General features: G+C 35.4%; 12 protein-coding genes. 3 read left to right on the plus strand and 9 right to left on the minus strand.

Translation table 11 applies throughout. The features are described from left to right. Positions 1 to 52 precede the first annotated feature (52 nt). From recG to C7K42_RS12030, 3 genes are all read right to left on the minus strand, one after another. Entirely contained in the window at positions 53 to 2,083 is a 2,031-nt protein-coding gene (gene recG, locus C7K42_RS12020) for an ATP-dependent DNA helicase RecG (RefSeq protein WP_014125592.1), read from the minus strand. 213 nt (positions 2,084 to 2,296) lie between these two features. Next, positions 2,297 to 3,973 carry a DAK2 domain-containing protein gene (locus C7K42_RS12025; protein ID WP_014125593.1) on the minus strand — a complete coding sequence of 559 codons (1,677 nt, stop codon included), beginning with the start codon at positions 3,971 to 3,973 and terminating at the stop codon, positions 2,297 to 2,299. A gap of 52 nt (positions 3,974 to 4,025) precedes the next feature. Continuing rightward, a complete protein-coding gene (locus tag C7K42_RS12030; protein ID WP_014125594.1) occupies positions 4,026 to 4,388 on the minus strand; it encodes an Asp23/Gls24 family envelope stress response protein in 363 nt (120 codons plus the stop codon). A 400-nt stretch (positions 4,389 to 4,788) separates the two neighbouring features. On the opposite strand from C7K42_RS12030, the gene rpmB reads away from it, so the two are divergent. Then, entirely contained in the window at positions 4,789 to 4,977 is a 189-nt protein-coding gene (gene rpmB / locus C7K42_RS12035) for a 50S ribosomal protein L28 (RefSeq protein ID WP_014125595.1), read from the plus strand. A gap of 596 nt (positions 4,978 to 5,573) precedes the next feature. On the opposite strand, the gene C7K42_RS12040 is transcribed toward rpmB, so the two are convergent. The 4 genes from C7K42_RS12040 to C7K42_RS12050 all read right to left on the minus strand — a co-directional run bounded on the left by C7K42_RS12040 (position 5,574) and on the right by C7K42_RS12050 (position 8,105). Next, positions 5,574 to 6,443, minus strand: a complete 870-nt coding sequence (locus tag C7K42_RS12040; RefSeq protein WP_124175437.1) for a nucleotidyl transferase AbiEii/AbiGii toxin family protein — start codon at positions 6,441 to 6,443, stop codon at positions 5,574 to 5,576. 7 nt (positions 6,444 to 6,450) lie between these two features. Continuing rightward, positions 6,451 to 7,044 carry a type IV toxin-antitoxin system AbiEi family antitoxin domain-containing protein gene (locus C7K42_RS12045; protein WP_014125597.1) on the minus strand — a complete coding sequence of 198 codons (594 nt, stop codon included), beginning with the start codon at positions 7,042 to 7,044 and terminating at the stop codon, positions 6,451 to 6,453. Between the two features lie 49 nt (positions 7,045 to 7,093). Next, a complete protein-coding gene (locus C7K42_RS12915) occupies positions 7,094 to 7,270 on the minus strand; it encodes a hypothetical protein (RefSeq protein WP_014125598.1) in 177 nt (58 codons plus the stop codon). A 406-nt stretch (positions 7,271 to 7,676) separates the two neighbouring features. Next, complete coding sequence (locus C7K42_RS12050) at positions 7,677 to 8,105, minus strand: pyridoxamine 5'-phosphate oxidase family protein (protein WP_014125599.1); 429 nt, start codon at positions 8,103 to 8,105, stop codon at positions 7,677 to 7,679. Positions 8,106 to 8,356: 251 nt separating this feature from the next. Here C7K42_RS12050 and C7K42_RS12055 point away from each other — a divergent pair, with 251 nt between their 5' ends. Next, the gene (locus tag C7K42_RS12055; protein ID WP_014125600.1) at positions 8,357 to 9,892 is read left to right on the plus strand and encodes an AbgT family transporter; all 1,536 of its coding nucleotides are present in this window, start codon (positions 8,357 to 8,359) and stop codon (positions 9,890 to 9,892) included. 81 nt (positions 9,893 to 9,973) lie between these two features. Here C7K42_RS12055 and C7K42_RS12060 read toward each other — a convergent pair whose 3' ends face one another. Continuing rightward, positions 9,974 to 10,393, minus strand: coding sequence for a PH domain-containing protein (locus C7K42_RS12060; RefSeq protein ID WP_014125601.1), 420 nt, complete (start codon positions 10,391 to 10,393; stop codon positions 9,974 to 9,976). Between the two features lie 106 nt (positions 10,394 to 10,499). Beyond that, a complete protein-coding gene (locus C7K42_RS12065; protein WP_014125602.1) occupies positions 10,500 to 10,937 on the minus strand; it encodes a VOC family protein in 438 nt (145 codons plus the stop codon). 278 nt (positions 10,938 to 11,215) lie between these two features. On the opposite strand from C7K42_RS12065, the gene C7K42_RS12070 reads away from it, so the two are divergent. Next, entirely contained in the window at positions 11,216 to 11,746 is a 531-nt protein-coding gene (locus C7K42_RS12070) for a hypothetical protein (protein ID WP_061840984.1), read from the plus strand. The last annotated feature ends 82 nt before the right edge of the window (positions 11,747 to 11,828 follow it).

Genomic DNA, 11,828 nt, shown 5'->3' on the forward strand with positions numbered 1-11,828 from the left:
TTTGCACACCTTTCCTTTTCTGATTCATCTTTTTTTAGTATAGCATAAAGCTTTAATCAAAAAACTGGTTCTCTGGATCCTTTTCTTTTAAATAAGCAAGCAAGCCTGCATATTCAGGTAATAATTGCCAATTTTTTTTATGCCATAAACTTTGTGCTTCATCTTTGGCTACTTCTAAGATATTAGCGTCAGCTACAATATCAGCTGCGACAAACTCAGGCAGGCCGGATTGTTTAAAGCCAAATACTTCTCCAGGACCACGTAATTCCAAATCTTTTTGACTTAAAAGAAAACCATTGTTGGTTTCAGTCATAATTTTCATACGTTCTTTGCCTAATTCATTTTTAGGATTAGCCACTAAGATACAAGAAGAAGCTTGCTGTCCTCTTCCTACCCTTCCTCGCAACTGGTGCAACTGCGCTAAGCCAAAACGATCCGCGTCTATAATAAGCATTGTTGTCGCATTTGGAACATCAACACCTACTTCAATCACTGTCGTTGAAACGAGCACTTGAATTTCATTATCTTTAAATGCTCCCATGATCTCTTCTTTTTCCTCAGCTTTTATTTTCCCGTGAAGTAAGCCTACGACAAAGTTAGGAGAAAAGAAATCTTTCAATTCTTCGTATAACTCTACAGCATTTTGCACGTCCAAGCTTTCAGATTCTTCGATCAAGGGACAAATTACATACATTTGCTGCCCTTTTTCCAATTCTAAGCGCGCATTTTTTAAAGCATCTTCCAATTGCCCACGTTTGATCCAATGTGTTTTAACAGGAAGCCTTCCCGCAGGCATTTCATCGATAACCGAAACATCCATTTCACCATAAGCAGTAATTGCTAAAGTACGCGGGATAGGTGTTGCGGTCATAAATAAGACGTCCGGCTGAAAGCCTTTTTCTCTTAAGCCGCGGCGTTGATTGACCCCAAAACGATGTTGCTCGTCAGTAATTACCAAACCCAGATTAGAAAAGTCTACCCCTTCTTGAATCAAAGAGTGTGTCCCAACCACAACATCGATTTCTCCTTGTTGTAGTTTTTCAATAATTTCTTGTCTTTCTTTTGCTTTTGTCGAACTTGTCAAAAGCGCAGTATGTATTTCCAGAGGATCAAACAATTGGTTCAAACTCGCTAAATGCTGCTGCGCCAAAATTTCAGTGGGCACCATTAAAGCACCTTGAAAGCCCGCTGTAACAGCCGCATATAAAGCAATCGCCGCAACAACTGTCTTTCCGCTTCCTACATCACCTTGTAATAAGCGTTGCATATGTTTAGCTTGTAAAAAGTCCCGACAAATCTCATTAGTTACGCGTTTTTGCGCATTGGTTAATGAGAAAGGTAATTTTTGCGTAAATGCTTTTACCCGTTCTACATCATAATCAATGACGATACCATGTTTTTCTGATTTTTCTTCTTTTTTTAGACCTTGAATTTTCATTTGAAATAAGAAGAATTCCTCAAACACTACACGTCGCTTCGCTTGATGATGTTCTTCTGGCGTATTGGGAAAATGCATCGCATACATCGCTTCTTTTTTTTCCATTAGACGATATTTTTCAATTAAAGATAGTGGAAGATTTTCTTCAATTTGATCGCCAAAGTGAACAAAGGCTTTTTTTATCAAATCAACTAATGTTTGTTGTCGTACCGCTTTACTAACATGATAAATAGGCGCAAAATCGCCTTCTTGTTTAGCGCCAAGTATTTTCATCCCTGTTAATGATTTACGTTTACCATCCCACTTACCAAAAACAGCAATATCTTCAGAAAGGACGATTTTATCCTTTAAGTAAGGCTGGTTAAAAAAAGAAACGCTAAAAACATCATGATCTTGCATCATACGAAATTGCAATCTTGATTTTTTATAACCAAAACGATTAACAACTGGAGGAGAGACTACGACTCCTTTGATCGTCACTTTTTCTTGGTCATTGATTTCTGCCAAATTTCTTTCTTTGATATCATCATAACGAAACGGATAGTAGTTCAACAGATTCTCAATTGTCTCAATGCCCAAGTCAGCCAAGGCTTGCGCACGTTTTTCTCCTACCCCACTAAGTTTTGTAATTGGTTCTTGCAACATTTTATCACCAACTTTCGAAAAAGAGGCTGAAACAAAAGATTTCAGCAACGATCAAATCCGAACGACTAGAGAATTACTCTGACAGTCTTAGTCGCCCTCATCGCTAAAAAATCGGCGAACTGTTGGAACAACTCATCTTTTATGATTCATTGCTGGAAATGACTAATGTTCCAGCCTCTATCTAACTTTTAACGTTTTTTTAGAGTTGTCTTATTATTCAGCTGAAAAAAGATAAGGATAAACAGGTTGATTTCCTTCATGAATTTCTACTTCTAATTCACTATCAACTGCTAAGACAGCTTCTTCTAGTTTTTTGGCATCTTTTTGTGAACCATCTTCTCCAATGATGATGGTAATGATTTCTGCATCTTCTGTGACCATTTGTTTCAAAGTCTCTTTAGCAGAAGTTAACATATCCGCTTCTGATACGACAATTTTTCCATCGACCATACCTAAGAAGTCGTCTTTTTTGATATTAATTCCTTCAATACTCGAATCACGAATCGCGTGAGTAATAGAGCCAGAAACAACGGTATCAAGCATTTGTACCATTGCATCTTTATTTTCTTTTAAAGACTGACGCTCATTAAAAGCTAACATAGCTGTCATCCCTTGAGAAATGGTCTTAGAAGGTACCACTTCCACAGGGATTTCAACTACTTCTGCTGCTTGCTTAGCTGCCATAAAAATATTTTTATTATTTGGTAAGATGATCACCTGATCAGCATTGACCTCTTTAATAGCGTTTATGACATCTTCAGTACTTGGATTCATGGTCTGTCCACCAGAAATCACATATTTAGCACCCAAACTTTCAAAAAGTTCTTTAACGCCATTACCCGCAGCAACAGTAATAATAGCATAGGCACAACGTGGTTGCTGTTGCGCGTTAGCTTCGTCTTCTTCATCTTTATTTAAAATGGTTTCATGCTGCAAACGCATATTGTCAACTTTTATCTTGATCAATGATCCAAATTTTTGGCCATAGTTCATTACTTCGCCTGGATATTCTGTATGTACATGGACCTTGATTACTTCATCATCATTGACAACTAACAAAGAATCTCCCAGTTCATTTAAATAATTCCGAAAGCTATCATAATCAAATTCGCTTTCTACCGTAGGGCCTTCTCCGATCTCAATCATGATTTCAGTACAATAGCCGTATTTAATTTCATCTGTTGACATCTGCCCTTGTACGCTACGATGATGTTCTGCATTCACTAATTCGTCCATAGCAGCTGGTGATACAAAAGGATCTTCTCCCTCATATTCTCCATTTAGTGCATTTAAAAAACCTTCATAAATAAACAACAGACCTTGTCCACCACTATCAACAACACCAACTTCTTTTAAAACCGGCAATAAATCTGGTGTTTTATCTAAAGCTTTTTTTCCACCTTTTACAATAGCGGTCATAACCTCCACACAATCATCAGAAGAGGCTGCTTTTTTTTCGCCATATTCAGCTGCAATCCTTGCAACTGTCAAAATCGTACCTTCAACTGGTTTCATTACCGCTTTATAAGCTGTATTGACACCATGTTTAAAGGCCTGTGCTAAATCATTAGCCGATAAAACATCCAATTCCCCAATTTGCTTACTAAAACCACGGAATAATTGAGATAAAATAACACCTGAATTACCTCTTGCACCCATTAAAAGTCCTTTTGAAAGGCAATCAGCTAGCTCTCCTATGTTGTCTGACATTGAATCAGACACCGCCTTAGCGCCGCTGGTCATTGATAAATTCATATTCGTACCAGTATCGCCGTCTGGTACTGGAAATACATTTAACGAATTAACAAATTCTGCATTTGTTTGAAGACGATTCGCGCCTGCTTGAACCATTTCTTGAAATTGGCTTGCGCTAATATCCGTTACTTTCACTGGTAATCCTCCTTAAGTTACAATCGCTGAATATTCAGCTAGTTTTCTGCCTTTAATCAGGCAAGACCCGAACACCCTGAACAAAAACATTCACTGAATTAGCAACAACGCCAAGCATTGTTTCAAGGTTATATTTTACTTTTTCTTGCACATTACGTGAAACTTCTGAGATTTTGGTGCCATAACTTACGATTGTGTATACGTCAACGGCGATACCATTTTCTTCTTGTCGTACCACAACACCACGTGCGTAGTTTTCTTTACGTAAGATTTCATTAATGTTATCTTTGAGCTGGTTTTTACTAGCCATACCCACGATACCAAAAACATCAGTTGCCGCACCACCGACAACTGTTGCAATGACTTCATTTGTTATTTCAATGGTTCCTATCGATGTATTTATTTTTACAGCCATGATAAGCCTCCTTAGCCGACAAGCCGTCCATTTTATACTACAATATTTTAACACAGCCCACCTCTAAATAAAAGAAGATGGCCTATCTTAACAAGCTATTAGTAAAATGGCGGTAAGTTTATAAAAATCCAAAGCTGTTTTTTATTCATATAATATCAAAACTGAAATTAGTTGATATAATGTAGAAAGTTACTCCTATAGAATTAATTTAATAGATAACTAAATCCTTCAATTATTTTCATAAAAAATTTCATAACCTTGTCTAATTTACAATGTTACAGGGAAAAAGTCAATGTAAGAAGAAAATATTACTTGCAAACAGCGCAAAATTGTGCTAAATTCAACTAGTATGAGCGAAAAAACAAGCGCTCCTAGTTCAAGGCAAAGGAGGAAACTACACATGTCAAAAGTATGTTATTATACAGGTCGTAAAACAAAAAGTGGCAATAATCGTTCGCATGCGATGAACGCTACTAAACGTAGTGTTAAACCTAACTTACAAAAAGTCCGCATTTTGGAAAACGGCAAGCAAAAAAAAGTTTGGGTATCAGCTCGTGCTTTGAAATCTGGAAAAGTGGAGCGAGTATAATTCTTAAAAGTTCTAAGAGGGGAAAATGTTGTTATGACAGCATTTTCCCCTCTTTAATTTTTGCTTAGATATACTTAGAAACGATAAAATTGCTCCCTCTCTGCCCCTTTTTTGCCCCTCAAAAATAACCTTATTTTGAAATATACGTGTTTTACATAACATTCTGATTAAAAATTAAATAATAGTACGTTTTAATGTAAAATGCGACACTATCAGTCTTTGGGAGTGTATAAGTTATAAAGACATTCGTTTAATCCAATCATTTCTTTAGTAGTTACGTTGTATAAATAAACCGACAGAACGAACGAAAGCCCCAGAACTATTCAATTCTGGGGCTTTTTAATGAGTTTTAAACTAGTACAGGCTTGTCAATGACACAATATTTTTTCACAATAAACTGATTCGTCTTATTATACTGACCACCTAAAACAGCCAGTCTTTCGTTATTTATGTTTTGTTTTTGTCGACTTCATCATAACACAACGTTTAGCTATTTTTGTCCACAGATTGAAATCTGTGGACAAGAGCTTTGCTCCACTTTTCTTCTTTGTCTGGTTCTACTCGTTTGACTCCCTCAACCTTTCTTTTTTACCGTTCTAAATCTCATCGATTTCAAAATCAATATCAATATAATTTTGTTTACGTACTTCAACTAAGTCATCTAAAAATTCTTGAATTTGATCCATAACTTCATCAAAGCTAATCCCTTCAGCATATGGTTTACTAACTTCAAAATTCGACCACATTTCTTTTTGCTTATTCGATTGTTTTAAATATTCTAAAATCCTATCATAATCTTCAGCCTCGATAGCATTATCTCTTTGATTCATCGTTTTATCCAAACCAACATTAACCTTATCCAAATCAATATCAAGTTTTGCTTTTGTCAACAAATATAAATCATAATAATCCTTCATCCTTGAATTACTATCGTCAATTTCACCATAAGCCATTAACGTATAAAATTTATCTGTCAGTATTTGTTCAACAGGATAGCCTGTAATGGAATATTCTTCATCTGTAAAAACAGAACGAACTTTTTCATCGGTATCCATTTCAATAAGGTCCTCACCAGTAGTTAAATCAACATTAAGTGGAATTTTAACATTACCATTATTAAACATTAACTTTAATTCATAACCATTGTAGTCAAAGGCTTCTCTGGTTTCCCTCAACCCTTTAAAATCAAATTTATATTCACCGTCGGGCGTTTGTAAAGAATTAACCATTTCTTTTATGTTCTCTTCATTTAAGTCAAGCCCTTTAACTGTAAAATCTAAATCACCAGTTGCTCGATTCTCCAAACCATATGACGTTGTAAGAAGAAAGCCACCTTTCACAGTCAAGTGTTTTGAATACTCTGTTTCACTCAATTGAGCTACAAATTGATCCATAGCATACAGCCCATATAATTGTTGAAATGGCAATCCCGTTTCTTTTGCTTTTTGTCGAATAAGATTCTTCATTTTCTGTTTACTTAACAACGGACAAAACCCTTTCGTTAATTAAGTCTTCTATATTGAATCGTTCCCCATAATCTTTTAACCGTTTAATATCTTTATCTTCTCTATTCAGATAATCATCTAACATCTCCTCAATAATGCCAGGAGCTGCTTTTTCATGGCGCAACATATCAACGATTGTTTTTTCCAAGTTAGTAACTCTTAATGGATTGGAATCCCAACTGTCCACCACATCAACATATTCACTAGTCAAATCATTTGCTGACACATAATAAGGCTTGATGTTTTGTTCCTTAGCTGAGATTAAATGATACCCTCTGGGGAAAGATACATGATAGACAAATGGATAATTGGTACTTAACCAGTGCAGCATAACTGCTGTTTCATGAGAAAAGACACCTTTTGAATATTTCAATTGAAGCATAAAGAGATCATCAAAGTAGAGGTCATTTAAAAAATAAACGCCTCGACAATACTTTTGAATATCGTTTCGTTCAACAGCTTTCCTAAGTGTAGAATCATTGATACCATATTCATTTGCCATCCCCGTTGTTAAAATGCCGTTATGTTCTTCAAACAATTGAAGTAATGTAGCTTGAATCATGCAAGTCACCTCAATACTATTATAACATAATTCACGTTTCATACAATAGTTAGAATGCTAAACCATCACTTAACTGAAATGCGTTAAAGCCCATAATATGATTATTATCTGTTGGGAAATTCTCATACCCCAAGCTCTCATACTTCTCAATCGATTCGTCACTGATATAGGATTCCATTTCAGGAACAACAATCGTTCTCCACTCAATGATATCTGCCCAGTCCACATCTTCGCTTATAAGAACATTATGGTCAGCACCACGGTCACCATCAACAAATCCACCACAGACTTTAATATCATCAATTTCATATATGATTTCTTCATCAGTTCCATTAGCTAAAAGTGGAGCGAGTATAATTATTTAAAAAATGCTAAAAGAGGCTGGGACATAAATAAAGACAAGAAAAAAACCGAACTATATTTGATGAGATTTTCTAATTGTCGTGGATTTGCGACGAGGACCTGCTGGACCGCAGGAGCAATGCAATTCGTGCGACGAGTAATCGCAGGAGCAACGCAATTCGTGCGACGAGTAACCGCAGAAACGATCTCTCTTATAGTTCGGATATTTTATTATTAAGGAGACTTTTGTCCCAGCCTCTTTTATTTTTTAATTAGTAGCTTTTAAAAGTTTAAGCATGTATTTCAAATGTATACTTGTGCCCTTGCGTTAAGCTATGATAAAAGCCTTCTCCTTCATAAAGTTGGAAGACTTGCACATTTTGACGCTCATCTTCATCGGGATAGACCTGTTCTATATAAGGATTTCCACTTAACACCTCTTGCAACTTATCTTTTCCCAATTTCCGGACTTTTCCTTCGATTCGAATCACTTGTATCAAATAATCTTCTTCTAAAAAACCAGTAATAGCTATTTTAGGGTTACTTTGTAATTGCTTATAAAAATTGGTTTTAGGACTGGTCATAAAAAAGACGCCTTCTTCATTGGCCACACCGATATTAATATGACGTGCATGAGGTTGATTGTTTTCATCCACAGTTGAAATTACAGCCACTTTCATATCTTTTTCTAAAATTTTCATGATATCTTGTATTTCCATACTATTCCTCCTCTATTTTATTATTTGCAAAACTACATTTGTGATATATTTCGCAATATTTATTATATTATAACAGATTTACAACATTTATTGAGAAAAATAAGTTTATAAATAATGATTTTCTTAAACACCTTCTCTTACTTAATTTTTGATGAAAATTGTTTGTCTTCTCAGTGAACAACTAGTAAACTCATTGGTAACTCACAAAGTTTTTATAATCTTTGTGTATTTTTTTCAAGAAGGGAGTTCACGTGAACGATATAGAAAAACAGCAAAATAAAGGCTTTTTCGGTTGGATAGAAAGAGTCGGAAATAAATTGCCTGATCCTGTTATGTTATTCATTATTTTAGCTGCAATTGTCATTGTAATATCAGGCATCGCAGGTGCAACAGGCTTAAGTGTCGAATACTTTGACGCTGAAGAAGGAGAGAACCTTACAGTAGAGGCAGTTTCATTATTTTCAGCTGGAGGGTTAAATCATATATTTAATTCAGCTGTTGATAATTTTACTGGTTTCGCACCTTTAGGTACTGTACTTGTCGCTATGTTAGGGGTAGGCGTCGCAGAATGGACCGGACTTATTGTATCCACGTTAAAACGTTTATTATCAAATGTTCCAGCTTTCTTACTTTCAGCAGCTGTTATATTTGCAGGTATTATATCAAACATCGCTTCTGATGTAGGTTATGTTGTTATTATTCCATTAGGCGCGCTTATCTTCGCTGGTGCTGGACGCCATCCACTTGCAGGGCTTGCTGCTGCTTTTGCTGGGGTATCTAGTGGTTTTTCTGCAAACTTACTGATTGGTCCTACTGATGCTTTACTCGTTGATATTACAAACGCAGCACTTAATTCAGCAGGTATTAATTATGAAATGTCGATTACAGCAAATTGGTACTTTATGATTGTTTCTTCGGTTGTACTCACAATCGTAGGCGCTTTGATCACTGATAAATTTGTTGAACCTCGATTAGGCGAATACAAAGGAGACTATCGTCCAGATTTTGAATCATTGACCGATATTGAAAGAAAAGGGCTGCGTAATTCTTTAATCGTTTTAATCATCTATGTTGTTATTATGGCCTTTTTGATGTTCCCACAAGGAGCAGTATTTAGAAGTTTCGACGAAGCAATTGGCGCAGAGTCCATCAACGATTTCTTATCTACGGGTCTGCTTTTGGCAATTTTCTTATTATTCGCTTTACCTGGTTTAGCTTATGGGCTAACAGTGGGTAAAATTAAAAATTCTTCTGATTTTGTAAAAGGCATGACAGAGGCTATGAGTTCTATGGGAAATTATATCGTTTTAGCTTTCTTCGCTGCACAATTGATCGACTATTTCGAATTTACTAATTTGGGGACGATTTTAGCAGTATCGGGAGCTGACTTACTAGAATCTATTCACTTAACTGGTTTACCGCTAGTTTTAGGATTTATTGTCGTGGCTGGTTTTATCAACCTATTTATTGGTTCAGCATCCGCAAAGTGGGCGATCTTAGCTCCTATCTTTGCACCTATGCTTTACAATTTAGACATTGCACCTGAAATGACATTGATCGCTTATCGGATCGCTGATTCTTCAACTAATGTTATTTCACCATTGTTGAATTATTTCCCGATGATTTTGATTTTTGCTCAACGTTATGATAATAAAGCAGGTATTGGTACTTTAGTATCTACCATGTTAGCTTATTCTATGGCATTCCTAGTTACTTGGTCACTTCTATTAGTTATCTGGTTCTTATTTGGATTGCCAATAGGTCCTGGGGCAAGTATAGCTTTATAACAAGTTATTGTTCAAAAAACACCCACTTTTGCTATAGCAGTGGGTGTTTTTTATATCCAACTTATAAACATCAAGCTTTTATTAAACATATTTAGCTATTGCAGGATGATTAAGACAGGAATCCATATTTGTACTTTGCCAATGCATTCCTATAACCTTTTTATTACATCTGATTTTTATTTTTTCATTATCTGTGTGAAAAATAAATAAATTCGTAATTAAGCCCTTTTTAAAAGAAATATCAAATATATCGTCATAAGAAATAGTTGTGAAGCTTTCTTTAAAATCACCACTCATCGATAACAAAATCAACGTTAGGTAATTTTCACCCAAAACCATAATATATTGTTTCATAGACAGAGCACCTAACCCGCCAAACAAAAATAGACTAGCATTAGTAGCACCTGTCCTTCCATAAAGAACGTATTTTGAATGAGTAAAATCTATATCATGTGCTTTAACATAGTTAATCACATTTTCAATTTTTGTCGATTGATTCATAAGAAAGCCTCCTTTTGACCTATTCAGAAAAGTTTCTTAGCTATGATTATAGATTAAACTCTTCTTATTATTAAAATAAAAATTGTAAAATGTCTACAACAAAAAGTTAACCAATCTTTTCCGCCAATTCTAAAATGATACCTTCTGGTCCGCGTATGTAACACAGTTTATACATATTTTTATAGTTTTGTATTTCACCAATAAGCACTGCGCCCTTCTTTTTTACATCGGCAACAATAGCTTCAATATCTTCGACGGCAAATGCAATGTGGCGAATTCCTAAAGTATTTGATCCAGGGTATTGAATTCCATTTTTGTCAGCAGGCGAATGAAACTTTACCAACTCTATCATCGTTTCTCCTTCTGGTGTAGCTAACATCGCCACGGTCTCTTTTACATTACTAAGTCCTATGATTTTTTCTACCCACTCGCCTTTTACTTCGGTTTCCCCCAACTCCTTAAGCCCAAATTCAATGAAAAAAGTTTTAACATCAGCAAGGTCATCGACAATAATACCAACATGATCAATACGTTGGATTTTCATATTCTTACCTCCTCGTACCACCTACTGGAAGTCGTACCGATTGGCTTAAGTAAACAAAATGTCTAATTTTTCGAAATGATCATCTTTTGTATAGTTTACCATGAACAAACGCATATAAAAAGGCTTTCAAATATAGGCATAGAAAACTTGTACTATTTGCAGGCGTCAATTATACTTAAGTTAAATAAGTACACTGTAAATGTTAGCAAGCTATAAAACACCATCAAATGTAGAAACCTAGTTTATCTAAGCAAGCTTTTTCCTAAGGAGGATGTCCAATGGATTATCTTAGAGATATTGCCACGTCAGTTGTTATTTATGGTTTTTTTGCATTTGTTTGGTTTGGGTGGGCATTGGAAGGTCCTAAAAAGAGTTGGGAGAAGTATTTAATTATTGCTTGCGCTACTTCTTTCTTACTCGGCGTATTAGGCGTTTATCTAATTTTTACTTATCAAGAAGAAGCCAGTGTATTAACAGAATATGGACTATCCTTATGGTATTATATTATCGTTATTATCGAATTTTTAGTTGGAGGCATTGGTGCTTATTTGTTATATAAAAAGAAATCAGATAATTACATTGCGCCATGGATTTGTCTTATTGTAGGAATCCATTTCTCCCCTTTGGCTTTTATCTTCCAAGAACCTACGATGCATCTATTAGCTCTTTTATTTGTCGCTACGACAATTGTTACGATACAACGAATGAAAAACATTTCCTACAGAGCAAGCGCTATAACAGGCATTGGAGCCGGAAGTACATTGCTATTGTTTGCCGTATTTAACATCCTTCGACTTGTACTTGTTTAAATTTTGTTGCTACGATTCCTATGCTATCCTTTTACAAAAAACCGGAAATAAAGAACCATAGAATAACTATGATTCTTTGTTT

Origin of the sequence: Tetragenococcus halophilus subsp. halophilus DSM 20339, assembly GCF_003841405.1 — a bacterium.
Lineage (GTDB): Bacteria > Bacillota > Bacilli > Lactobacillales > Enterococcaceae > Tetragenococcus > Tetragenococcus halophilus.

What these genes read in the sequence shown, in the direction of transcription:
- C7K42_RS12040 (WP_124175437.1), bottom strand. Translation starts at nt 6,443, where the DNA reads ATGAAGAATCTTATTCGACAAAAAGCAAAAGAAACGGGATTGCCATTT.
- C7K42_RS12060 (WP_014125601.1), bottom strand. Translation starts at nt 10,393, where the DNA reads ATGAATCAATCGACAAAAATTGAAAATGTGATTAACTATGTTAAAGCA.
- rpmB (WP_014125595.1), top strand. Translation starts at nt 4,789, where the DNA reads ATGTCAAAAGTATGTTATTATACAGGTCGTAAAACAAAAAGTGGCAAT.
- C7K42_RS12050 (WP_014125599.1), bottom strand. Translation starts at nt 8,105, where the DNA reads ATGGAAATACAAGATATCATGAAAATTTTAGAAAAAGATATGAAAGTG.
- recG (WP_014125592.1), bottom strand. Translation starts at nt 2,083, where the DNA reads ATGTTGCAAGAACCAATTACAAAACTTAGTGGGGTAGGAGAAAAACGT.
- C7K42_RS12045 (WP_014125597.1), bottom strand. Translation starts at nt 7,044, where the DNA reads ATGATTCAAGCTACATTACTTCAATTGTTTGAAGAACATAACGGCATT.
- C7K42_RS12070 (WP_061840984.1), top strand. Translation starts at nt 11,216, where the DNA reads ATGGATTATCTTAGAGATATTGCCACGTCAGTTGTTATTTATGGTTTT.
- C7K42_RS12030 (WP_014125594.1), bottom strand. Translation starts at nt 4,388, where the DNA reads ATGGCTGTAAAAATAAATACATCGATAGGAACCATTGAAATAACAAAT.
- C7K42_RS12065 (WP_014125602.1), bottom strand. Translation starts at nt 10,937, where the DNA reads ATGAAAATCCAACGTATTGATCATGTTGGTATTATTGTCGATGACCTT.